Source organism: Micromonospora sp. DT178, from assembly GCF_049841695.1.
Lineage (GTDB): Bacteria > Actinomycetota > Actinomycetes > Mycobacteriales > Micromonosporaceae > Micromonospora.
In genome coordinates, this window is the sequence record NZ_JBNCKV010000022.1 from 63088 (window position 1) to 86016 (window position 22929).

At 74.2% G+C, this 22929-nt stretch carries 24 protein-coding genes and 1 riboswitch; of the genes, 17 read left to right on the forward strand and 7 right to left on the reverse strand.

The annotated features are described in order from the left end of the window. Positions 1-10: 10 nt before the first annotated feature. The gene (gene hemW / locus ACLQ22_RS29085; RefSeq protein WP_425695116.1) at positions 11-1234 is read left to right on the forward strand and encodes a radical SAM family heme chaperone HemW; all 1224 of its coding nucleotides are present in this window, start codon (positions 11-13) and stop codon (positions 1232-1234) included. A gap of 40 nt (positions 1235-1274) precedes the next feature. Here the strand turns inward: hemW and ACLQ22_RS29090 are convergent, their stop codons facing one another. Continuing rightward, on the reverse strand, positions 1275-1973 hold the full coding sequence (locus tag ACLQ22_RS29090; RefSeq protein ID WP_425695117.1) for a DUF4870 domain-containing protein: 699 nt from the start codon (positions 1971-1973) through the stop codon (positions 1275-1277). A 243-nt stretch (positions 1974-2216) separates the two neighbouring features. Between ACLQ22_RS29090 and hrcA the strand changes: the two genes are divergently transcribed. The 3 genes from hrcA (at position 2217) to ACLQ22_RS29105 (ending at position 5240) form a co-directional block, all read left to right on the forward strand. Further along, positions 2217-3239: a heat-inducible transcriptional repressor HrcA gene (gene hrcA, locus ACLQ22_RS29095; protein ID WP_121400223.1), complete on the forward strand. Its 1023-nt coding sequence runs from the start codon at positions 2217-2219 to the stop codon at positions 3237-3239. A 73-nt stretch (positions 3240-3312) separates the two neighbouring features. After that, a complete protein-coding gene (dnaJ, locus tag ACLQ22_RS29100; protein WP_192581261.1) occupies positions 3313-4458 on the forward strand; it encodes a molecular chaperone DnaJ in 1146 nt (381 codons plus the stop codon). A 47-nt stretch (positions 4459-4505) separates the two neighbouring features. Further along, positions 4506-5240, forward strand: a complete 735-nt coding sequence (locus ACLQ22_RS29105) for a 16S rRNA (uracil(1498)-N(3))-methyltransferase (protein ID WP_425695118.1) — start codon at positions 4506-4508, stop codon at positions 5238-5240. A gap of 148 nt (positions 5241-5388) precedes the next feature. Here the strand turns inward: ACLQ22_RS29105 and ACLQ22_RS29110 are convergent, their stop codons facing one another. Further along, on the reverse strand, positions 5389-6150 hold the full coding sequence (locus tag ACLQ22_RS29110; RefSeq protein WP_425695119.1) for an SDR family NAD(P)-dependent oxidoreductase: 762 nt from the start codon (positions 6148-6150) through the stop codon (positions 5389-5391). A 95-nt stretch (positions 6151-6245) separates the two neighbouring features. Between ACLQ22_RS29110 and ACLQ22_RS29115 the strand changes: the two genes are divergently transcribed. The 8 genes from ACLQ22_RS29115 to ACLQ22_RS29150 all read left to right on the forward strand — a co-directional run bounded on the left by ACLQ22_RS29115 (position 6246) and on the right by ACLQ22_RS29150 (position 13748). Then, a complete protein-coding gene (locus ACLQ22_RS29115; RefSeq protein WP_425695120.1) occupies positions 6246-6605 on the forward strand; it encodes a histidine triad nucleotide-binding protein in 360 nt (119 codons plus the stop codon). After that, complete coding sequence (locus tag ACLQ22_RS29120; RefSeq protein ID WP_425695121.1) at positions 6602-7978, forward strand: serine hydrolase domain-containing protein; 1377 nt, start codon at positions 6602-6604, stop codon at positions 7976-7978. Before ACLQ22_RS29115 ends, ACLQ22_RS29120 begins: the two co-directional genes overlap by 4 nt. 218 nt (positions 7979-8196) lie before the next feature. Then, positions 8197-9252, forward strand: a complete 1056-nt coding sequence (locus ACLQ22_RS29125; RefSeq protein WP_311413805.1) for a PhoH family protein — start codon at positions 8197-8199, stop codon at positions 9250-9252. A 15-nt stretch (positions 9253-9267) separates the two neighbouring features. Beyond that, complete coding sequence (gene ybeY / locus ACLQ22_RS29130; protein WP_121400228.1) at positions 9268-9741, forward strand: rRNA maturation RNase YbeY; 474 nt, start codon at positions 9268-9270, stop codon at positions 9739-9741. Then, entirely contained in the window at positions 9717-11129 is a 1413-nt protein-coding gene (locus ACLQ22_RS29135) for a hemolysin family protein (protein ID WP_425695143.1), read from the forward strand. The genes ybeY and ACLQ22_RS29135 overlap by 25 nt, the downstream gene beginning before the upstream one ends. Further along, entirely contained in the window at positions 11122-11508 is a 387-nt protein-coding gene (locus tag ACLQ22_RS29140) for a cytidine deaminase (protein WP_425695122.1), read from the forward strand. Before ACLQ22_RS29135 ends, ACLQ22_RS29140 begins: the two co-directional genes overlap by 8 nt. After that, a complete protein-coding gene (gene era / locus ACLQ22_RS29145; RefSeq protein ID WP_121400230.1) occupies positions 11505-12401 on the forward strand; it encodes a GTPase Era in 897 nt (298 codons plus the stop codon). The genes ACLQ22_RS29140 and era overlap by 4 nt, the downstream gene beginning before the upstream one ends. Before the next feature lie 177 nt (positions 12402-12578). Next, positions 12579-13748: an acyltransferase family protein gene (locus ACLQ22_RS29150; RefSeq protein WP_425695123.1), complete on the forward strand. Its 1170-nt coding sequence runs from the start codon at positions 12579-12581 to the stop codon at positions 13746-13748. Here the strand turns inward: ACLQ22_RS29150 and ACLQ22_RS29155 are convergent. Further along, the gene (locus ACLQ22_RS29155) at positions 13735-14565 is read right to left on the reverse strand and encodes a DUF4097 family beta strand repeat-containing protein (RefSeq protein ID WP_425695124.1); all 831 of its coding nucleotides are present in this window, start codon (positions 14563-14565) and stop codon (positions 13735-13737) included. The genes ACLQ22_RS29150 and ACLQ22_RS29155 overlap by 14 nt on opposite strands. Positions 14566-14665: 100 nt before the next feature. On the opposite strand from ACLQ22_RS29155, the gene recO reads away from it, so the two are divergent. The 4 genes from recO (at position 14666) to ACLQ22_RS29175 (ending at position 17024) form a co-directional block, all read left to right on the forward strand. Then, on the forward strand, positions 14666-15508 hold the full coding sequence (gene recO / locus ACLQ22_RS29160; protein ID WP_425695125.1) for a DNA repair protein RecO: 843 nt from the start codon (positions 14666-14668) through the stop codon (positions 15506-15508). Positions 15509-15516: 8 nt separating this feature from the next. Continuing rightward, positions 15517-16320: an isoprenyl transferase gene (locus ACLQ22_RS29165; protein WP_121400234.1), complete on the forward strand. Its 804-nt coding sequence runs from the start codon at positions 15517-15519 to the stop codon at positions 16318-16320. 64 nt (positions 16321-16384) lie between these two features. Continuing rightward, positions 16385-16570: a hypothetical protein gene (locus ACLQ22_RS29170; RefSeq protein WP_311413809.1), complete on the forward strand. Its 186-nt coding sequence runs from the start codon at positions 16385-16387 to the stop codon at positions 16568-16570. Positions 16571-16802: 232 nt separating this feature from the next. Next, positions 16803-17024, forward strand: a complete 222-nt coding sequence (locus ACLQ22_RS29175; RefSeq protein WP_425695126.1) for a thioredoxin reductase — start codon at positions 16803-16805, stop codon at positions 17022-17024. A gap of 192 nt (positions 17025-17216) precedes the next feature. Here ACLQ22_RS29175 and gndA read toward each other — a convergent pair whose 3' ends face one another. Continuing rightward, the gene (gene gndA / locus ACLQ22_RS29180; protein WP_425695144.1) at positions 17217-18659 is read right to left on the reverse strand and encodes an NADP-dependent phosphogluconate dehydrogenase; all 1443 of its coding nucleotides are present in this window, start codon (positions 18657-18659) and stop codon (positions 17217-17219) included. A gap of 463 nt (positions 18660-19122) precedes the next feature. Here gndA and ACLQ22_RS29185 point away from each other — a divergent pair, with 463 nt between their 5' ends. Further along, a complete protein-coding gene (locus ACLQ22_RS29185) occupies positions 19123-19356 on the forward strand; it encodes a hypothetical protein (RefSeq protein WP_425695127.1) in 234 nt (77 codons plus the stop codon). A gap of 192 nt (positions 19357-19548) precedes the next feature. Here ACLQ22_RS29185 and ACLQ22_RS29190 read toward each other — a convergent pair whose 3' ends face one another. The 3 genes from ACLQ22_RS29190 to ACLQ22_RS29200 all read right to left on the reverse strand — a co-directional run bounded on the left by ACLQ22_RS29190 (position 19549) and on the right by ACLQ22_RS29200 (position 22541). After that, complete coding sequence (locus tag ACLQ22_RS29190) at positions 19549-20349, reverse strand: energy-coupling factor transporter transmembrane component T family protein (protein ID WP_425695128.1); 801 nt, start codon at positions 20347-20349, stop codon at positions 19549-19551. A 61-nt stretch (positions 20350-20410) separates the two neighbouring features. Then, positions 20411-21826 (reverse strand): ABC transporter ATP-binding protein, encoded by a 1416-nt coding sequence (locus tag ACLQ22_RS29195; RefSeq protein WP_425695129.1) that lies wholly within the window; start codon positions 21824-21826, stop codon positions 20411-20413. A 121-nt stretch (positions 21827-21947) separates the two neighbouring features. Continuing rightward, entirely contained in the window at positions 21948-22541 is a 594-nt protein-coding gene (locus ACLQ22_RS29200) for an ECF transporter S component (protein WP_121400241.1), read from the reverse strand. Between the two features lie 73 nt (positions 22542-22614). Beyond that, positions 22615-22720, reverse strand: a riboswitch (TPP riboswitch). Positions 22721-22929: the final 209 nt, after the last annotated feature.

The following is a 22929-nucleotide window of genomic DNA, read 5'->3' on the forward strand; positions in this document are numbered from 1 at the left end:
ACTAGTGGCCATGCCCGGCGTCCTTCCAGAAGGCGAAACCGTCCCCGTCGACGGCTCGCTGCCCGCCACCGCCACCCGAGCCGTCGGCGCGCGCGGCTTCGGCGTGTACGTGCACGTGCCGTTCTGCGCCAGCCGCTGCGGCTACTGCGACTTCAACACGTACACCGCCGCCGAGCTGGGCGGCGGGGCGGGCCGGGAGGACTACGCCGACACCGTGCTGGCCGAGCTGGCCCTCGCCCGCCGGGTGCTGGGCGACGCCCCGCCGCCCCGGGTCGACACGGTCTTCGTCGGCGGCGGCACCCCGACCCTGCTCCCCGCCGACGACCTGGCCCGGATCCTCGACGGCATCGACCGCACCTGGGGGCTCGCGCCCGACGCCGAGGTGACCACCGAGGCCAACCCGGAGTCGGTCACGCCGGAGTCGCTGAAGGCGCTGCGGGCCGCCGGCTACACCCGGATCTCGCTGGGCATGCAGTCCGCCGCGCCGGGGGTGCTGGCGATCCTCGACCGTACGCACAGCGCCGGCCGGGCCGTCGCCGCCGCCCGCGAGGCGCGCGACGCGGGGTTCGACCACGTCAACCTGGACCTGATCTACGGCACGCCGGGGGAGACCGAGGCGGACTTCGCCGCCTCCCTCGACCAGGTCGTCGCCGCCGGGGTGGACCACGTCAGCGCGTACGCCCTGATCGTGGAGGACGGCACGCGGTTGGCCGCCCGGATGCGGCGCGGCGAGCTGCCGTACCCCTCCGACGACGTCGCCGCGGACCGCTACCTCGCGGCGGAGGCCGCCCTCGACGCGGCCGGTCTGTCCTGGTACGAGGTGTCGAACTGGGCCCGCGACGAGGCGGCCCGGTGCCGGCACAACCTGCTCTACTGGACCGGCGCCGACTGGTGGGGCCTCGGCCCGGGGGCGCACAGCCACGTCGGCGGCGTGCGCTGGTGGAACGTCAAGCACCCCACGACGTACGCGAAGCGGCTGGCCGCGGGCGACTCGCCCGGCCTGGCCCGCGAGGTGCTCACCGCCGACGAGGCGCACATGGAGGACGTCATGCTCCGGCTGCGCCTCGCCTCCGGGCTGCCCCTGGCGGCCCTCGACGACGCCGGTCGGGCCGGCGCCGCGCGGGCCCTCGCCGACGGGCTGCTGGTCGCCGACGAGCACGCGGCCGGTCGGGCCGTGCTGACGCTGCGGGGCCGGCTGCTCGCCGACGCGGTCGTCCGTGACCTGCTGCCCTGAACCGCGTGCCGGGGCCGGCCGGGGGAGCGGCCGACCCGGGTCACCTGGTGAAGCCGTAGGTCATCGGGTAGCGGTAGAGCACGCCCTCGTTGGCCTTGACCCCGCCGACGATGCCGAAGATCAGCGGCACCAGCCAGACGAGCATCGGGACGAAGAACAGCACCCCGCAGGTGATCAGCGTGACCACCCAGCTCAGCACCCCGACGATCATCCAGGTGAGCTGGAAGTTCAGCGCCGCGACGGCGTGCGCCCGGGCGGTCGGCGACTGCTGCCCCCGGGCCATCAGCGCGATGAGTGGCGCCAGCCAGCCGAGCAGGCCGCCGCCGACGATCACGCCGACCGCGCCGCCGAAGTGGGCGATCAGGGCCCAGTTCTTGTCGTCGTTGCTGGCGTAGCCACCCGTCGGCGGTCCGTAGCCGCCACCGGCCGGATAGCCGGCCCCCGGCGGGCCGTAGCCGCCGGGCGGAGGGAAGCCGCCGGGCGGGGGATAGCCGCCGGGCGGCGGATAGTCACCGGGCGGCGCGTAGTCACCGGCCGGCGGGTAGCCGCCCGACGGCGGCTGCTCGCCGGTGGGCGGCGGATAGCCACCGGGTGGAGGATGGCTGCCCGGGCCCGGCGCCCCGGACAGTGGTGCGGTGGGGTCGCCGGAGCCGGCGTGGCCGGGAACCCCCGACGGAGCGGTCGGATCCGGCGGGAAGCCGGGGTCCCCCGCTCCGGGAGGGCGAGGTGGTTCAGTCATGGAGGTCACGGTAGGGGCAGCCGGCAAGGCGGCACCAGCGTGACACCGGCCGGGACGCCCGGACGACCGGTCCCCGGGGCCGTCGGGCGGGCACGAGCGGTCGCCGATCGGACTGATCGCCCCAGGTCGATCATCGCGCCGGCGGCCCCGCCGACGTAGACTGGCACTCGCTACAGTCGAGTGCCAGCAGCCCGCCCCGGCCCCCCGCGTGCCGGGGCCGACGTGCGACAGGAGGTGGGGAGAATGGGTCTCGACGACCGCAAGCTCGCCGTACTGCGCGCGATCGTCGAGGACTACGTCGCCACGCAGGAGCCCGTCGGCAGCAAAGCGCTGGTCGAGCGGCACCAGCTGGGGGTCTCACCGGCGACCGTCCGCAACGACATGGCCGTGCTGGAGGAGGAGGGCTACATCCGCCAGCCGCACACCAGCGCCGGCCGGGTGCCCACCGACCGGGGCTACCGGCTCTTCGTGGACCGGCTGTCCCGGGTGAAGCCGCTCAGCCCGGCCGAGCGCCGGGCGATCGAGCGTTTCCTGGTCGGCGCCGTCGACCTCGACGACGTGGTGCACCGCACCGTCCGGCTGCTGGCGCAACTGACCCGGCAGGTCGCCGTGGTGCAGTACCCGAGCCTGGCCCGCTCCTCGGTGCGCCACCTGGAGCTGGTGCCGATCTCCACCACCCGGCTGATGCTGGTCATGATCGCCGACACCGGCCGGGTCGAGCAGCGGCTGGTCGAGCTGCCCGCGCCGATCCCCGCCGACGACGTCACGGACCTGCGCCGGCTGGTCAACGAGAAGCTGGTCGGCACCCGGCTGTCGGAGACCCCGCCGCTGGTGCAGGCGCTGGTCGAGGAGTCGCTGCCGCACCTGCGGCCGGCGATGACCACCCTCTCCACCGTGCTGCTGGAGACGCTGATCGAGCGGCACGAGGAGCGGATCGCGCTGGCCGGCACGGCCAACCTCACCCGCGGCGGCCTGCTCGACTTCCAGGGCTCCCTGCGTCCCATCCTGGAGGCGCTGGAGGAGGAGGTCGTCATGCTCAAGCTCATCGGCGAGGCGGAGCCGAGCACGACGCGGGTGCTGATCGGCGACGAGAACGAGATCGACAACCTGCGCGCCGCCTCGGTGGTCAGCACCGGCTACGGGCCGGGCGCGACCAGCGTCGGCGGCCTCGGCGTGCTGGGGCCGACCCGGATGGACTACCCCGGCACCATCGCCACGGTACGGGCCGTGGCACGCTACGTGGGCGAGCTGCTGGCCCAGAACTGACCAGTCAGGGCCGACGGCCGGCTCCGGCCGCCGACCGGCGCAACGCGAGACGAACATGAGGACACGGAACGCAGTGGCCAGGGACTACTACGGCATTCTCGGGGTGAGCCGGGAAGCCTCCGACGACGAGATCAAGCGCGCCTACCGCAAGTTGGCGCGGCAGTTCCACCCGGACGTGAATCCGGATCCGGAGGCACAGGAGAAGTTCAAGGACATCAACGCCGCGTACGAGGTCCTCTCGGACGACCGGAAACGGCAGATCGTCGACCTGGGTGGCGACCCGCTCGCCCCCGGCGGCGGGGGTGCGGGTGGCCCTGGCGGCCCCGGCGGCGCCGGGCCGTTCGTCGGCTTCCAGGACATCATGGACGCGTTCTTCGGCGGCGCGGCCGGCGGTTCGCGGGGTCCGCGACCGCGGACCCGGCCCGGCGCGGACGCGATCCTGCGGCTGGAGCTGGACCTGCACGAGACCGCGTTCGGCGTCGAGGCGCCGATCACCGTCGACACCGCCGTGCTCTGCACCACCTGCTCGGGCGCCGGCACGGCGGCCGGCACCCACCTGGCCACCTGTGAGGCGTGTGCCGGCCGGGGCGAGGTGCAGTCCGTGCAGCGCACCTTCCTCGGTCAGGTGGTCTCCGCCCGGCCGTGCACGGTCTGCCAGGGGTACGGCACCACCATCCCGCACCCGTGCCCGACCTGCGCCGGCGACGGCCGCGTCCGCACCCGGCGTTCGCTGACCGTCAAGATCCCGGCCGGTGTCGAGGACGGCATGCGCATCCGCCTCGCCCAGCAGGGCGAGGTCGGCCCGGGCGGCGGCACGGCCGGCGACCTCTACGTGGAGATCCACGAGCGGCCGCACGACGTCTACTCCCGCAAGGGCGACGACCTGCACTGCCGGGTCACGGTGCCGATGACGGCGGCGGCCCTCGGCACCCGGCTGACCATCAAGACGCTGGACAGCGAGGAGACGGTCGACGTCAAGGCCGGCACCCAGCCGGGCAGCACGCTGCGGCTGCGCGCCCGGGGCGTGCCGCACCTGCGCGGCACCGGCCGGGGCGACCTCTACGTCCACCTCGACGTGCGCACCCCCACCAAGCTCGACGCCGACCAGGAGAAGATGCTGCGCGACTTCGCCAAGACCCGGGGCGAGGAGGTCGCCGAGCTCACCAAGCAGGGCGGCTTCTTCTCCCGGATGCGCGACGCCTTCAACGGCCACGCCTGACCGGCCTGACCGCCCCGGCGCTTGCCGGGGCGGCTAGCCTGATCGTCGTGTCCGCGCCGCTGTTCCTGGTCGAGTCGCTGCCCACCGCCGACCAGCTCACCCTGGGCGGCCCCGAGGGGCACCACGCCGCCACCGTGCAACGGCTGCGCGTCGGCGAGGAACTGCTGCTCGCCGACGGCCGGGGCGGCACCGCGTCCGCGGTGATCACGGCCGTCGGCAAGGGCACCCTCGACCTCGAGGTCACCTCCCGGGGGTACGTCGACGCGTCCGTCCCCCGTCTCGTGGTGGTGCAGGGCATCGCCAAGGGCGACCGGGGCGAGCTGGCCGTGCAGGCGATGACCGAGGTCGGGGTGGACGAGATCGTGCCCTGGGCGGCGTCCCGCTCGGTGACCCAGTGGCGCGGCGACCGGGGCGTACGGGCGCGGGAGAAGTGGGTCGCCACGGCCCGGGAGGCGGCGAAGCAGGCCCGCCGGTCGTGGCTGCCGGTGGTGGCCGGCGCCCCCGACGAGTCGACGACCCGGGTGGCCCACCGGATCGCCGGCGCCGCCGCGGCGTTCGTCCTGCACGAGGAGGCGAGTGAGCGGCTGACCACCGTCGAGCTGCCGGCCGCCGGTGAGATCGTGCTGGTCGTCGGCCCGGAGGGCGGCATCGCCGAGGCCGAGCTGGCCGCCTTCACCGAGGCCGGCGCCCGGCCGGTGCGCCTGGGGCCCTCGGTGCTGCGTACGTCCACCGCCGGGGTGGCCGCCCTCAGCGTCCTGGCCACCCGCCTTGGCCACTGGTGACCCGCTGCGGTCAGACACCCCGCCCGCCCCGCCCCACCCCCGCGTCGATCATGCAGTTGTGGTGGGCGAGATGTACGTTTTCGCGCCCTTGGTCAGGCACCACAACTGCATGATCGCCGAGACCTGGCGGTGTCGCCGCCCGGCGATTTCAGCTGCGCAGGTAGGACGCGCCGTTGAGGTCGACGATGGTGCCGGAGGCCCACTCCGCCTGCGGGGAGGCGAGCCAGTGCACGGCGGCGGCGATCTCCTCGGGGCGGGCCACCCGGTTGAACGGGCTCTGCGCCCGGATCGCGGCCCCCCGCTCCCCGCTCAGGTGCCCGGTGGTCATGTCGGTCTCCACGAAGCCCGGGGCGACCGTGGCGATCGTGATGCCGTACGGGGCGAGGGCCACCGCCAGCGACTGCCCCAGGGCGTTCAGCCCCGCCTTGCTCGCCCCGTACGCCGGCTGCTCCGGCTCGCCCCGGAACGCCCCCCGGGAGGAGACGTTGACGATCCGGCCGCCCCGGTCGCGCATGTGCTGCGCGGCGCACCAGATGACGTTGCCCGCGCCGGTCAGGTTGGTCTCCAGCACCTGCCGCCACCGCGCGCGCCACTGCTCGTAGGAGGCGCCGAAGACCGGGTGCGGGGCGTCCCGCTCGCCGTACACGCCGGCGTTGTTGACCAGCACGTCGAGCCCGCCGAGCAGGCCGGCGGCCTGATCGACCATGGCCCGTACGGCATCCGGGTCGGTGAGGTCGGCGCGGACCACCACGTGCCCCTCACCCGGCAGTTCGGCGCGTAGCCGCTCGGCCAGCTCCGCCGAGTCCCGGTGGTGGATCGCCACCCGGTCGCCGCCTGCCGCGAACGCGGTCGCCACCGCCCGCCCGATGCCGCGCGAGGCCCCCGTCACCAGTACCGCCCGTGAAGTCACGCCGGCCATCATGCCCGGCCGGTCCGTGCGTCGTGGGGAAGGGCCCCCTCCCGCGGCGCGGGCGTCGACGGGGTGCGCTTCCTTACACTGCCCGGATGGGAACCGACTGCCTGTTCTGCCGGATCGTCGCCGGGGAGATCCCGGCCACGATCGTCCGGGAAACCGCCACCACGCTCGCCTTCCGTGACATCGGCCCGAAGGCGCCGGTGCACGTGCTGGTCATCCCGAAGGAGCACTATGCCGACGTGGCGACGCTCGCCCAGGGCGATTCCGCGCTGGCCGGGGAGGTCCTCGCCACGGCCGCCGCGGTGGCCGAGGACGAGGGACTGCTCGGCGACGGCTTCCGGCTGATGTTCAACACCGGCGCGTACGGCGGCCAGGAGGTCTTCCACGTGCACGCGCACGTGCTCGGCGGGGCGCCACTGGGCCCGATGCTGGCCCGGAACCTCGCGTGACGGTGATCGGCGACCGCCTGTCCCGGCTGGTGCGCACGGTCCAGGCGCAGGCCCGGGTGCCGGCGGTGTCGGCGGCCCTGCACCGCGCGGACCGCCCGCTCTGGACGTGCGCCGTCGGTGGGACCGGCAACGACACCGAGCTGGGGCCGGGCACCCGGTTCCGGATCGGGTCGGTCACGAAGACGTTCACCGCCGTGCTGACGCTCCAGTGCCGCGACGACGGCCTGCTGGACCTGGACGACCCGCTGGGTCGGCACCTGGACCTGCCGGCCCACGGCGAGCTGACGGTACGCCGGCTGCTGTCGCACACCGCCGGCCTGCAACGCGAGCCGTACGGCGACGTCTGGGACACCCTGCACACGCCGGACGTCGACGGGCTGGTCGCCGACCTGGCCCGGGCCGAGCGGGTGCTGCCCCCGGGCCGCCGCTACCACTACTCGAACCTGGGCATGGCGCTGCTCGGCCGGCTCGTCGGCCACCTGCGGGGCGGCACCTGGGCGGAGGTGCTCGGCGAGCGGGTGCTGACCCCGCTGGGGCTGGCCGGGACCTCGCCGACGCCCGGGCCGCACGCCGCGACGGGGTTCCTGGTCGACGCCTACTCCGACGAGGCGCACCCCGAGCCGCCGACCGACTTCGGGGCGCTCGGTCCGGCGGCGCAGCTCTGGAGCACCGCCTCCGACATGGCCCGCTGGGCGGCCTTCCTCGCCGACCCGGCGGCGCTGGACCCGGCCGGCGCCGTGCTCGCCCCGGCCACGCTCGACGAGATGCGCTGGCCGGCGACGGTCACCGACGAGACGCTCTGGGCCGGCGGCTTCGGGCTGGGGCTGATCCTGGTGCCGCAGGGCAAGCGGATCATGCACGTCGGCCACGACGGCGCGATGCCCGGATTCCTGGCCGGCGTCTACGGCCGGCGGGGCGGGGAGGGCACCCCCGGCGCCATGGGGGTCGCGGTGCTCGGCTCCTCCGGCACCGCCGGCGAGGTCCTCGACCTGCCGCACCGGCTGCTGGACGCCGCGGTCGAGCACGATCCCGCCGACGTCACGCCGTGGCAGCCGGGCCCGCCCGCCCCGGAGGGCGTACGCGGGCTGCTCGGCCGCTGGTGGGGGGAGGGTTTCGAGTACGTCTTCTCCTGGCACGACGGCGAGCTGCGGGCCCGGGGCGCCGACGACCCGGCCGGCAAGCCGCCGTCGGTCTTCGTCCCGCTGCCGGAGCGGCCGGACGTGTTCCGCACGGTCTCCGGCCGGGAGGCGGGGGAGCTGCTCCGGCTGACCCGGGACGAGCACGGCACGGTGGTCCTGATGCACTGGGCGACCTACCGGTTCACCCGGCACCAGGAGACCTTCGAGCGGTACGACTTCCGCGCCGGCTCCTGACGGGCGCGCGTGACCGGACGGGTCGGGGCCGAGGAGCCGCCCCGTCCGGTCCGCCCCCGCCGCGGACGGGGTGACCGGTCCGCTCGTGCCCCACGCGCGGAAATGGGCAGGGTGCCACCGCTGTTGGAAAGATAAGATGGCAGGAACGTCAGCGCGTCGCGCCAGCAGGCCGGCGCCGAGATCGAGAGCAGGTGGCGCAGGGCCCCTCGGCCCGACCTATGACCGGCACCCCACCTCCCGGCCCGCCCCGGGTGCAGACCAGGATCACCGTCCCGGATTCCAAGATCATGGTCAACCTGCTCGGCGCGGGTGACGAGATCCTGCGACTGGTCGAGCGCTCGGTCGACAGTGACGTGCACGTGCGGGGCAACGAGATCACCATCACCGGCGCCCCCGCGGACAACGCCCTCGCCGAGCGGATCTTCAGCGAGCTGCTGGAACTCATCGAGAAAGGCGAGACCCTGACCACTGACGCCGTCCGGCGTACCGTCGGCATGCTCGAGCAGGGCGGCGCCGAGCGGCCCGCCGAGGTCCTGACGCTCAACATCCTCTCCCGGCGCGGCCGCACCATCCGTCCCAAGACGCTGGGGCAGAAGCGCTACGTCGACGCGATCGACGCGCACACCATCGTCTTCGGCATCGGCCCCGCCGGCACCGGCAAGACCTACCTGGCGATGGCGAAGGCCGTCCAGGCGTTGCAGGCCAAGCAGGTCAACCGGATCATCCTGACCCGGCCGGCGGTCGAGGCGGGGGAGCGGCTCGGCTTCCTGCCCGGCACGCTCAACGAGAAGATCGACCCCTACCTGCGCCCGCTCTACGACGCGCTGCACGACATGCTCGACCCGGATTCCATCCCCAAGCTGATGGCGGCGGGCACGATCGAGGTCGCGCCGCTGGCGTACATGCGGGGGCGTACCCTCAACGACGCGTTCATCATCCTCGACGAGGCACAGAACACCACGCCCGAGCAGATGAAGATGTTCCTCACCCGGCTCGGCTTCAATTCCAAGATCGTCGTCACCGGTGACGTCACCCAGGTGGACCTCCCCGGCGGCACGACCAGCGGCCTGCGGGTGGTCCGGGAGATCCTGGAGAACGTCGAGGACGTGCACTTCGCCGAGCTCTCCAGCTCCGACGTGGTCCGCCACCGGCTGGTCGGGGAGATCGTCGACGCGTACGCCCGCTGGGACGAGCGGGAGAACCAGCAGGCGCAGAGCGTGCACGCCGTGCCGGGGCGGTCCGCCCAGGGCGGCCGGGCCGGCCGGCGCCGCTAGACCGAGGGAAGACTGTTGTCCATCGAGATCGCCAACGAGTCGGGTGTCGACGTCGACACCGACGCCGTGCTCGCCGTGGCCCGGCATGCCCTCGACGAGATGGGGGTCAACCCCCTCGCCGAGCTCTCCGTGCTGCTGGTCGACATCGACTACATGACCGAGCTCAACCACCGGTGGATGGGCGGCGACGGCCCGACCGACGTGCTCGCCTTCCCCATGGACGAGGGCAGCGTCGACCACGGGCCCGGCGAGACGTCCGCCGCCGGCGGCGAGCCCGCCCTGCTCGGCGACATCGTGCTCTGCCCGGAGGTGGCGGCCAAGCAGGCGGCCACCGCCGGTCACGCCCCCGCCGACGAGCTGCACCTGCTCACCGTGCACGGCGTGCTGCACCTGCTCGGCTACGACCACGCCGAGCCGGAGGAGGAGCGGGAGATGTTCGCCCTCCAGGCCCGGCTGCTGGCGAGCTGGCGGTCGACCCGGTCCCGGTGATGACCACCCCGACACTGGCGGCCGGCGCCACCGGCCTGCCCGACCTGCAACTGCTGGTCTTCGCGGCCGGCCTGGTGGTGCTGGCCGGCCTCATCGCCATGACCGAGGCGGCCCTCGCCGCGGTCTCGCCCGCCCGCGCCGCCGAACTGGCCCGTGACGGCGCGCGGGGCGCTCGGACGCTCCAGGCCGTCGCCGGGGACGTGGTCCGCCACCTCAACCTCCTGCTCCTGCTGCGGCTGCTCGCCGAGCTGACCGCCACCACCCTGGTGGCGCTGGTCGCGGTGGACACCTTCGGCGCGGGCTGGCGCGCGGCACTGATCACCGCCGGCGCGATGACCGTGATCAGCTTCGTGGTGGTCGGGGTCGGCCCCCGGACCATCGGCCGGCAGCACGCGTACGTGGTCGGTCGTTCCGTCGCCCCGCTGGTCCGCTGGCTGGGCCGGGCGCTCAACCCGCTCGCCTCGCTGCTGATCCTGATCGGCAACGCGGTCACCCCGGGCCGGGGCTTCCGGGAGGGTCCGTTCGCCACCCAGGTGGAGCTGCGCGAGCTGGTCGACCTGGCCGAGCAGCGCGGCGTCGTGGAGCACGGCGAGCGGCAGATGATCCACTCGGTCTTCGCGCTCGGCGACACCATCGCCCGGGAGGTGATGGTGCCGCGTACCGAGATGGTGTGGATCGAGGAGCGCAAGACGCTCTCCCAGGCGTTGGCGCTCTTCCTGCGCTCCGGCTTCTCCCGGATCCCGGTCATCGGCGAGAGCGTCGACGACGTGCTCGGCGTGCTCTACCTCAAGGACCTGATCCGGCGCACCCAGGGCGGCGCCCCGGAGGACCGGCAGCTCCCGGTCGCCGAGCTGATGCGCCCCGCCACCTTCGTGCCCGAGTCCAAGCCGGTCGACGACCTGCTCTCGGAGATGCAGGCCGCCCGCAACCACCTGGTCATCGTCGTCGACGAGTACGGCGGCACCGGCGGGCTGGTCACCATCGAGGACATCCTGGAGGAGATCGTCGGTGAGATCACCGACGAGTACGATGTCGAGCGCCCGCCGGTCGAGCACCTCGACGACGGGGCGGTGCGGGTCACCGCGCGGCTCCCGGTGGAGGATCTGGGCGAGCTGTTCGACACCGACCTGCCCACCGACGAGGTGGAGACCGTCGGCGGCCTGCTCGCCCAGTCCCTGGGCCGGGTCCCGATCCCCGGGGCGCAGGTCGAGGTCGCCGGGCTCCAGCTGATCGCCGAGGGCACCACCGGCCGGCGCAACCGGATCGACACCGTGCTGGTTAACCGGGCGGAGTCGACCGACACACAGAACGGCCCGGGCCGTGGCGAGCACGCCGAGCCCCGGGACGACACGAACCGATCCGAGGAGAGGCAACCCGCCGATGCCTGAGTCACCCGCCGTACCGGCCGCCCGGCCCACCCCGTCCGACCCGGTCGAGCTGAGCGCCGAGGACGGCAAGCTGGTCGTCCTGGCGCGGGGCGCGCGTGGCCGGGTGGGCGCCGTGGAGGGCGCGGCGGTCCGTGACCAGGACGGTCGGACGTACGCCGCGGCCAGCGTGTCGCTGCCCTCGTTGACGATCACCGCGCTCCAGCTCGCGGTGGCGTCCGCGGTGGCGGCCGGCGCGATCCGGCTGGAGGCCGCCGTGGTGGTCACCGAGGCGTCGACGCTGGACGGGGCGGGGCACGCGGCGGTACGCGACCTCGCCGCGGACGCGCCGATCCACGTGGCCGCCCCGGACGGGTCCGTCCTGGGCACGGTGGTCGAGTGAGCGACCTCCAGCCGCGCCCCTACCGGGCCGGATTCGCCTGTTTCGTCGGCCGGCCGAACGCCGGCAAGTCGACGTTGACCAACGCGATCGTCGGGCAGAAGATCGCCATCACCTCGAACAAGCCGCAGACGACCAGGCACATCATCCGGGCCGTCCTGCACCGCCCGGAGTCCCAGCTCGTGCTGGTCGACACCCCGGGCCTGCACCGCCCCCGTACGCTGCTCGGCGAGCGCCTCAACGACCTGGTCCGGCAGACCTGGAGCGAGGTCGACGTGATCGGCCTCTGCATCCCGGCGGACGAGCCCATCGGGCGCGGCGACCGGTTCATCACCGGCGAGCTGGCCGAGCTGAAGGCCACCGTGCTGGCGGTGGTCACGAAGACCGACCTGGTGGACCGCAAGCGGCTGGCCGAGCAGCTGCTCGCGGTCAGCGAGCTGGGCGAGTTCGCCGAGGTGGTGCCGGTCAGCGCGGTCTCCGGGCACCAGGTCGACGTCCTGGTCGACGTGATGACCGGCTACCTGCCCGAGTCGCCGCAGCTCTACCCGGACGACATGCTCACCGACGACCCGGAGCAGGTGCTGGTCGCCGAGCTGATCCGCGAGGCCGCCCTGGAGGGCGTCCGCGACGAGCTGCCGCACTCCATCGCGGTGGTCGTCGAGGAGATGGTCCCCGAGGGCCAGCTCATGAAGATCTACGCCGACGTGTACGTCGAGCGGCCCAGCCAGAAGGCCATCGTGATCGGCCACCGGGCGAGCCGGCTCAAGCACGTCGGCACCACCGCCCGCCGGCAGATCGAGGAGCTGCTCGGCACCCGGGTCTACCTCGACCTGCACGTCCGGGTGGCGAAGGACTGGCAGCGGGATCCGAAGCAGCTGCGCAAGCTGGGCTTCTGACGCCGGGGGCCGGGACGCGGCGCGTCCCGGCCCCCCGAGCCCGTCCGGCGCATGATCGGTATCGGTCGGACGTATGGAAGATGTCACCTTCTGGTGGGTTCCCTTCTGTTTGGCGTGCTCGGCCCGGAGGGTAGGGGATAGGACAGCCCCCGTATCCCCGGACATAGATGCAGGCTGATGCGAAACCGATACCTGGACCTGCTCCGCTTCCTGGCCATCGTTCGAGTCGTCGTCTACCACGTCACCGGTTGGGCCACGCTGACCCTCGTCTTCCCGGCGATGTCGGTGATGTTCGCGCTCGCCGGCTCGCTGATGGCGGCCTCACTGCACCGCTGGGGACCGGGGGCCGTCGTACGCCGGTTGCGGCGTCTGCTGCCGTCGCTGTGGGTGCTCGCCGCCGTCTTCGTACCCGCCATGCTGCTCACCGGGTTGCCGCTGAGCCCGAAGGTGCTGCTCTGGCTCTTTCCCATCGCCGACCCGCCGGCCAACGGCTGGGGCGCGATCGCGCTCAGCGTGATCTGGTACCTGCGCGACTACCTCTGGTTCGTGCTCGCCTCGCCGGTGGCCCTCTGGCTGTTCCGGCGGGCCCCGGTGCCCACCCTGATGGCCCCGTACGCCCTGCTCGCGGCGGCCGAACTGGGCCTGCTCCCGGCGCTGCCGGTGGCGCTGCACCAGTTCGGGCTCTACTTCGGGGCCTGGCTGCTCGGCTTCGCCCACCAGGCCGGCATGCTGCGCCGCCTGACCAACCGGGTGCTGGTGCCGGTGGCGCTGGCCCTCGCCGCGGCCGGCGCGGCCTGGATCGTCACCCACCCCGGACCGCGCGGGTACGACCTGAACGACAACCCCCTGGGCAACGCCCTCTGGTCGGCGGCCTTCGTCCTGGTGCTGCTCGGTCGGGGGCCCGCGAGCGCGCCCTGGGTGGACCGCAGCGCCGCGTTCGGCCGGGTGGTCACCGTGTTCAACCGGCGGGCGCTCACCGTCTACCTGTGGCACATGCCGTTCGTGGTGGCGCTGACCCCGCTGGTCGACGTGGTGGGCTGGTCGCACCAGGACCCGCTCGGCCTGGCGATCCGGGTGGCGCTGGTCTTCGCGCTGGTCGCGCTGGTGACCGCCCTGGTCGGCTGGGTGGAGGACGTGGCGGCCCGCAGACCGCCGGAGCTGGTCCCCGGCCGCGCCCGCCCCGCCCCGGCCACCGTCCATCCGCCCGTCGCCGGCAGGGCCGGCGAACCGGCCACCGGTCACCCGGCCGCCGCCGGGACGGTCGACGGACCGGTCACCGGGCGGGCGGCGGTGCCGGCGCCCCGCGCCGCGCGGGAGCCGGAGACCGTCGAGATCAGCGCTGGGTGACCGTCACGTTGCCGCTGCCGGTGGAGAGGTCGAGCACCAGCGTGGCGGACGGGTCGTCGGTCACGCCCAGTTCGGCGTCGCCGCTGTCGGTGCTGGAGCGGACCCGGTAGCGGCCCGCCGGCACGACCAGCTCGACGTTCCCGCTGGAGGCGTGCACGCGCGCCGAGGCGGGCGTCGTCAGGTCGACGGTGATGTCGCCGGAGCCGGCCTCGGCGTCCACCCCGCCGTCGAGGCGGTGCCCGGTGATGTCGCCGGAGGAGGTGCGCAGCGTGACCGCGGCGGCGACCTCGTCGACCTCGACGTTGCCGGAGCCGGTCTGCGCCCGGACGGGACCGCCGGCACCGGCCACCTGGATGTTGCCGGAGCCGGTCTCCGCGCGGACGGGGCCGCTGGAGGCGGTCACCCGGATGTTGCCCGAGCCGAGCCGCATCTCCACCGGGCCCACCCTGCTCAGGTCGACGTCACCGGAGCCGGTCTCGCCCTTCACGCTCACCCCGTCCGGGGCGGTGACCTCGTAGGAGACGCTGCACCGGGAGCCGCAGTCGGTGTCCAGCACCAGTTCGGTGCCCTTGATCTCGTACGTAGCGTCGGGTTGACCACCCTGGTAGCGCACCACCCGCTTGATCCGCACCTCGTCCTGCGCGCCGATGGCGCGGACGGTCACGTCGCCGGCCCCCGGCAGCACCCGGATGCTGTTGATCCGGACCGCCTCGGTGTTGTCGTAGTCGAGCCGGCGGAAGGACAGGTTGTCGCACCCGGCGGCGACGATCAGGGTGGTGGCCGCAGCGAGCGCGGCGGCGGTGCGGTGCAGAGCCATGCGAGCACGCTACGAGGCGAGGCCCGGCCCACGCATCGGGGTTCCGCGCGCGGAGACCCCGAGCTGACCCTGATTCCGCACCCCGAGAGAGAATGGTCCGATGGCCGGGTACCGCCGACAGCTCTACCGCGACGACGCGGTGGTCCTGCGCGTGCAGAAGCTCGGCGAGTCCGACCGGATCATCACCCTGCTCACCCGCCGGCACGGCCGGCTGCGCGCGGTGGCCCGGGGAGTCCGCCGCACCACCAGCAAGTTCGGCGCCCGGCTGGAGCCGTTCGGCCACGTCGACCTCCAGCTCGCCGGCGACCCCAAGGGCAACCACGGCAGCTCCCTGCACACGGTCAGCCAGGTCGAGGGCATCGACCTCTACGGCAAGCGGTTCCTCGGCGACTATTCCCGCTACACGGCCGCCAGCGCGATCGCCGAGACCGCCGAGCGGCTCACCCCCGTCGAACGGGAGCCGTCGCTGCGGCTGTTCCAGCTCACCCTGGGCGCGCTGCGGGCGCTCGCCGAGGGCAGCCACGCCACCACCCTGGTGCTCGACGCGTACCTGCTGCGGGGCATGACGCTGGCCGGTTGGGCGCCGGCGCTGACCGCCTGCGCCGTCTGCGGCACGCCGGGGCGGCACCGGGCGTTCTCCGTGCCGGCCGGGGGTGCGGTCTGCCCGGACTGCCGGCCGCCCGGCGCGGCCCATCCCGCCCCGGCCACCATCGACCTGATGTCCGCGCTGACCAGCGGCGACTGGCGGGTCGCCGACGCCACCGAGACCGGCGTACGCCGGGAGTGCAGCGGCCTGGTCGCGGCACACCTGCAGTGGCACCTGGAGCGCGCGCTACGCTCGCTGCCGCTGGTCGACCGGGGCGCCCCGGCGGCCGGCCCGGTCCCGCCGCCGCGTGGCAGCGGGGCCGGTGCGGACGGCGTGAACAGGGGGAAGACCGAGTGATCCGATCGATGAGGGCCGGGCGTCGCGAGCCGGTGCCGCCGACACCGCACCCGTCGGGCGCCCGCCCGCCGGCGCTGCCCGCCGACGCGGTGCCGAAGCACGTCGCCGTGGTGATGGACGGCAACGGCCGGTGGGCCAAGGACCGCGGGCTGCCCCGCACCAAGGGCCACGAGGCGGGGGAGTTCTCCCTCTTCGACACGGTCGAGGGCGCCATCGAGCTGGGCATCCCCTACCTGTCGGCGTACGCCTTCTCCACCGAGAACTGGCGGCGCTCGCCCGACGAGGTCCGGTTCCTGATGGGCTTCAACCGGGACGTCATCCGCCGCCGCCGCGACCAGCTGGTCGACCTGGGGGTGCGGGTGGTCTGGTCCGGTCGGGCCGGCCGGCTCTGGAAGAGCGTCATCTCCGAGTTGCAGACGGCGGAGGAGATGTCCCGGGGCAACTCGACGCTGACCCTCCAGTTCTGCGTCAACTACGGCGGTCAGGCCGAGATCGCCGACGCCGCCGCCGCCATCGCCCGCGACGTGGCGGCGGGCCGGCTGGACCCGGAGAAGGTCAACGAGAAGACCGTCGCGAAGTACCTCTACCACCCGGAGATCCCCGAGGTGGACCTGTTCCTGCGGCCCTCGGGCGAGGAGCGGATCTCGAACTTCCTGCTCTGGCAGACCGCGTACGCCGAGCTGATCTTCCTCGACACGCTCTGGCCCGACTTCGACCGCCGCCACCTCTGGTACGCCTGCGAGCTGTACGCGCAGCGGGACCGGCGCTTCGGCGGCGCGCTGCCCAACCCGGTCGCCCCGCCGCCCGCCTGAGGCTTACCGCCCGGTCGTACGGGGTACCACGGTGGTCAGCAGCCACCGACGGAGGTGAACCCACATGATCCAGAAGCGTATTGCCCAGTGGGCGATGATGGCCGTCGCCGTGCCGTTGGCGGCGGCGGGCGCGCGCCGGCTCAGCCACACGCTGGAGGCCCGCCGCGGCCCGACCGGGGTGAGCCGCCTGCTCACCAAGGGCGCCGACATGCTCCGCCCGCAGAAGGCCAAGCGTCGCCGTTTCTTCTGACCGACTCACCTGACAGTGTGACCTGACCTGACCCGAACCCCCGACCCGCTCGCCGATCATGCAGTCGCGGTGCCCCGCGAAAGCCCCGCACCGGGGCGTTTCGCCCACCGAAAGTGCATGATCGACTCGCGGGTCGGGGGTTCGGGGTTTCGGGGGTGGGCCGGGGGCGGGGTGGTTAGGGTCGGGGTGAGCCTGTGGTTCCGGGTGGTCGCGGCGAGCCTCGGGGGTGGGGATGCGGGATCTTCGGGACAAGATGATCGTGGCGTTGGACGGCGCCGACCTCGGTGAGCCGGTCCGCGCGCGGGTGGCCGAGATCTGTGCCGGGGTCGCCGAGCAGCACTGCCGGGAACTCGGCCACGCGGCGCAGCCGCGCTCCGGGGAGATCGGCGAGCTGGCCAGCGGCGATCCGGCGCTCACCTGGGCGCCCACCGAGACCGGGCAGCGGGCCTGGTGACGGCACCCGCGCCGGTCTAGCCCGGGAACCCGGCGGCCGGGTCCGAACGACGGCCTGTGGTGTGGTGACCGCCCCCTTGCCGGTCGAGAGCCCGCAAGGCCACGGAGTGGGACGCGCTGGCCGTGCAGGTGCGCGAGCTGGCGCCCGGGAGACGCACGCCGCCGTCGCCTGACGCCGCGGGAGCGGACGGGGTCAGGCCTCGATCTCGGTGCGGTCGGTGGGCCAGCGGGTGTGGAAGGTGCCCTCGCGGTCCACGCGCTGGTAGGTGTGCGCCCCGAAGTTGTCCCGCAGCGCCTGGATCAGGGCGGCCGGCAGCCGCTGGGCGCGCAGCGCGTCGAAGTACGCCAGCGACGAGGCGAACGCGGGGACGGGCATCCCGGCCCGGGCGGCCTCGGCCACCACCCGCCGCCAGCTCGGCACGCCGTCGTTGACGGTGTCCGCGAACCACGGCGCCACCAGCAGCGTCGGCAGGTCGGGCCGCTCGTCGTACGCCTGGCGGATGCGGTCGAGGAAGCGGGCCCGGATGATGCAGCCGCCCCGCCAGATCGTCGCGGTGCCGCCCAGGTCGATGCCCCAGTCGTACTCGCGGGAGCCGGCGCGGATGTGGTCGAAGCCCTGCGCGTACGCGACGATCTTCGAGGCGAGCAGTGCGCGGCGGACGTCCTCGACGAAGGCGTCGGAGTCCTCGACCCGCCAGGTCGCGCCCGCGTCCGGGAACGCCCGGCGGGCCGCCTCGCGCTGGTCGGCGTGCCCGGAGAGCGACCGGGCGAAGGTCGCCTCGGCGATGCCGGTGATGGGGATGCCCAGGTCGAGCGCGCTCTGCACCGTCCAGCGGCCGGTGCCCTTCTGCTCGGCGCGATCCAGCACGACGTCCACGAACGCCCGCCCGGTGGCCGCGTCGGTGTGCGCCAGCACGTCCGCGGTGATCTCGATCAGGAAGGACTCCAGCTCCCCGGCGTTCCACCCGCGGAAGATCTCCGCGATCTCCGCCGGCTCCGCGCCGAGTCCGGCCCGGAGCAGGTCGTACGCCTCGGCGATGAGCTGCATGTCGGCGTACTCGATGCCGTTGTGCACCATCTTGACGAAGTGCCCGGCGCCGTCCGGCCCGATGTGCCGGCAGCACGGCACCCCGTCCACCTGGGCGGCGATCCGCTCGAAGATCGGCCCGAGCGTGCGATACGACTCCGCGGATCCGCCCGGCATGATGCTCGGGCCGCGCAGGGCGCCCTCCTCGCCACCGGAGACGCCGGTGCCGACGAAGTGCAGGCCGTGGGCCCGTAGCGCCTCCTCCCGCCGGCGGGTGTCGGCGAAGTGCGCGTTGCCGCAGTCCACGACGATGTCGCCGGCGTCGAGCAGCGGGACCAGCTCGTCGACCACGGCGTCGGTGGGCCCGCCCGCCTTGACCATCACGATGACTGCCCGGGGCCGCTCCAGCGACGCGACGAAGTCGGCCATCGACTCGGCGGGCAGGAACGTCCCCTCGTCCCCGTGCTCCGCCACGAGGCCGCGGGTGCGCTCGGGCGAGCGGTTGTGCACCGCCACGGTGAAGCCGTTGCGGGCCAGGTTGCGGGCCAGGTTCCGGCCCATCACCGCCAGCCCGGTCACGCCGATCCGTGCCGTCGCCCGCCCGGCCATCCGTCCGCCCTCCGCCGTCGACACCCGCCGGTGCGACCGTATCGCGGGCGGGGCGGCCCGGAGGTCGTGTCGGGCGGTCCGTCACCACCACGTGGCGGCCGCGCCGGGAGCACGCGGACCCGCGGCGAGACAGCGGCGGGCGGCCTCCGCGGGGCGCGACCGGCCGGCCGCGGGCCCCGCCGGTAATTCGGGTGCGCGCGAACGGTCGGGCGGTTAGCGTGTGGGCATGCGCAACTGACGCCCCACTTCCGAGCCGACCCGCCGCTGTCTCGCCGCGGGTCCGCGTGCTCCCGGGCGTCCGCATTCCGCACCTGCCGTCGAGGCGGCGGTGTTCCTCGTGGTCGATCCCGGGCAGCAGTCCCGATCCCGCCCGACCGTCGCGCGACGGTCGCCGAACGAGGCGGGCCCCGGTCACCGGACGTCGCTCCGGTGCGGGAGGGCCCGCAGACCGAGGAGGCACCGGATGCCAGCCAGGCGCAACCCGAAGAAGTCCCGCACCGTCCCCACGCCGTCCGTCGCGGACCTGACGCCCGTCAACCTCGACGAGGTGGCGGTCGCGCCGGTCGTGCCGGCACTGCCGGTCGACCGGCCCGCCGCGCCGAAGGCCGGTCCGCCGGTCTCCGGCGCCGGCCGTTCCGGCCCGCTGCGCGGCCAGAAGGCCGGGCAGGCCCGCCGGTACGCCTTCCGGCGCAGCTGACGGTGCCGGCCGGGTGGAGCGTCGTCACCGGCGACTCCACCCGGTCCGCCCGCGCTCGGCCACCCGGGCCGGGGATTCCACCCGGTCCGCCCGCGCTCGGCACTCCGGGCCGGCGATTCCACCCGGCCCGTCCGTGCTCGACCAGCCAGGCCGGCGACTCCGCCCGGTCCGTCGGCCGATCAACGGACGCCGTCAGCCGATCAACGGGCGGAAGGTGCCGAGCAGCACGCTGACGGTCAGCGCGGCCCCGGCGAGCACCGCCGCACCGGCGATCAGCAGGCCGTCGGCGGCGACGAAGCGCTGCCGCCGGGCGACGGTGCGCGGGACACCGGCGTCGAAGCCCCGGGCGTCCATCGCCACGGCCAGCCGGGTGCCCCGGCGGATCGCCCCGACGAGCAGCGCGAAGGCCGTCGACACGAACAGCCGCAGCTTCGCCAGCGGGTTGCGGCCGGCCTCGACTCCCCGGGCGCGACGGGCCATGGAGATCATCTGCCACTCCTGCCCCAACAGCGGCACGAGTCGGAACGCGGCCAACGCCCCGATGGCGAACCGGGCCGGCGCCTTCGCATTCTGGATCAGCGCGTCCGCCAGGTCGGTCGGGTCGGTGGTGGCGAAGACGATCACGCCGGGCAGCGCCACCGCGAACATGCGCAGCACCAGGCCGAGCGCGGTGAGCAGCACCTCGGAGGTGACCACCACCGGGCCGGCCTCGACCAGCACCCGGCCGGAGCGCTCGGCCGCGAAGAGCACCAGCGTCACCACCACGCCGACCGCGCCGACGAGCAGCGGCCAGGCCCGTCGCGCCAACACCCGCAGGCGGACCCCGAACAGCGGCAGCAGGGCCAGCTCGACGGCGATCGCGATGGCCGGGGCCACCGGGTCCAGGGTGGCGATCAGGATGAACGAGAACACCAGCGCCGCGGCGAGCTTGGCCACCGGGTTGCGCCGGGCCAGCAACGCCTCCGGCGCGGCGACCGGCTCGAAACTGATCACGCCCGCTCCAGGGTGTGGCGGCGGTCTGGGTGGGTGACCGGTGCGGCGGTCCGTTCGCTGGTCACGGGCGTTCCAGGGTGAGGCGGCGATCTGCCAGGGCGGCGACGAACTCCGCATCGTGGGTGACGGCGACCAGGCCGTGACCGGCGTCGCGCAGCTCGGCGAAGAGGTCCACCAGCTCCAGCCAGGTGCGCCGGTCCTGGCCGAAGGTCGGTTCGTCGCAGACGAGCAGGCGGGGGGCGGTGGCCAGGGCGGTCGCCACGCTCAGCCGCCGCGCCTCCCCGCCGGAGAGGGTGTACGGGTTGGCCGCCGCGAGCTTGGTCAACCGCAGCCGGGACAGCAGCCCGTCCACCGTGGCCCGGACCGCCGCCTCGGGCTGGCCGGTGCGGCGCGGGCCGAGCGCCAGCTCGTCGAACACGGTGTTGGTGACGAACTGGTGCTCCGGGTCCTGGAAGACCGAGCCGATCCGGTGGGCCAGTGCCGGGGCGCGCCAGCGGTGCGGGGGCGTGCGGGCGTCGCCACCGGCCAGTGCCGTCGTCGCCGTGACCCGGCCGGCCCCGGGCTTGAGCAGGCCCCCGAGCAGCAGGGCGAGGGTCGACTTGCCGGCCCCGTTGGGCCCGAGGACGGCGAGCGCCTCGCCGGCGCGTACCGCCAGGTCGACGGGGGCCAGCCGGGGCGGCAGGCCGAGCCGGTCGGCGGCGAGCAGCACGTCGCCGGCCGGCGTGGTCGCGTGGCGTGGCGGTACCGGGCGGCCGGGCACCCAGACGCCCTCGTCGGCGAGCGCGTCGCCGTGCGTGCCGAAGACGGCCTCGGGCGTGCCGTCGGCGCGGACGCCGCCGCCAGGTTCGAGCACGACCACCCGGTCGACCAGGGGCAGCGCCTCGGCGACCCGGTGCTCGACCAGGATCAGCGTGGTGTCGGCGTCCAGCGCGCCGGCCACCGCCGCCCGGATCAGCGCCGCGCCGGTCGGGTCGAGGTTGGCGGTCGGCTCGTCGAGCAGCAGCAAACCGGGGCGCAGGGCCAGCACCCCGGCCAGGGCGAGCCGCTGCTGCTCGCCGCCGGAGAGCGCGGCGGTGGGGCGGTCCCGGGGGTACGGGAAGCCGACCCGGGTGAGCGCCTCGTCGACGCGGGGCCAGATCTCCCCGGCGGGGGTGCCGCGGTTCTCCAGCCCGAACGCCACGTCGTCGCCGCTGCGGGCCATCACGAGCTGGGTCTGCGGGTCCTGGAAGACGATGCCCACCCGCTCCCGGCCCTTGCGGGGGTCGAGCCCGTTGATCTCGACGGTGCCCTCCTGCTCGCCCGAGTCCTCGGGCAGCAGCCCGGCCAGCGCGGCGAGCAGCGTGCTCTTGCCGGCCCCGGAGGGCCCCAGCAGCAGCACCCGCTCGCCGACCTCGACGCGCAGGTCGACCCCCCGCACGGCCCACGCCCGTCGCCCGGCGTGCCGCCACCCGAACCCCCGCAAGGTCACCGCCCCCACCGCAACCCCTCCCTCCCGGCCCGCCCGCGAGCGTCGATCATGAGGTTGGCGGCAGCCACGGAGATCCACATCGCCGTCAACCTCATGATCAACCTCGATCCCGGTGGGGGTGGGGGTGGGGTCAGACGGGGGTGCGGTCGCGGGCGGCGGGGAAGCGGTCCAGGGCGCCCGTGGTGGCCAGGGCGCGGGTCAGGGCCCAGCCGCCGGCGCCGGCGACGACGGTGGCGCTGACGATGGTGAGCAGGGCGTACGGGATCCGGTAGCTGCCCAGGGCGTACTCGCTGTTCCAGACGAAGAAGTCGAACAGGGCCGCGCCGAGGCCGGTCAGCGCGCCGGCGATCAGCGCGGTGGGCAGCCGGAACGAGCGGTACCGGAACGCGGCGAAGGCCAGCTCGGCGCCGAGCCCCTGGATCAGGCCCTGCACGATGGTGACGCCGCCCCACTCCGAGCCGAGCAGCGCGGAGACCGTCGCCGCCACCGCCTCGCAGAAGAGCGCCGCGCCGGGCTTGCGGATCACCAGGCCGCCGAGGACGGCCGGGACCAGCCACACGCCGTACATGATCGCCTGGCCGGCGGGGAAGAACGCGAACGCCGGGTCGACGGCCCGCCACAGCAGGCCCCAGGCCCAGAAGATGACGCCGAAGGCCACCGCGATCACGGCGGCGACGACGACGTCGACGGTACGCCACCGGGTGGCGGTGTTGTTGTCTCTCATGATTGCTCCCAGTCCCGAACGAGAACCAGGAGAAGACGCACGCCGCGCCCGGAACGTGCCGGACGTCGACGCGGCTGGAGGTCGACCGAACTCCCTGCGCTGGCATTACCCAGATCAGGTTCGAGGGTCTGCGGGCGGTGCCCGCACTCTCAGCGCTGTGCGCTCCCCTGTCGGATGTGAAGTTGTGGCCCGACGCTAACACCTTTGAAGATCATCGGGCAAAGTGATCTTTGCGCAGCTCACCAGCGCGTTCGATCGACGCCCCCGATCCCGGCCCGGTACTCTCGGGCGGCCACTGGGAATCCGGCAGAGGGACACGTACGTGACATCCGAGGCTGACCGCCGCGCGCCGGACGGGCCGCACCCCGGAGCGGTGGACGTGGCCGCC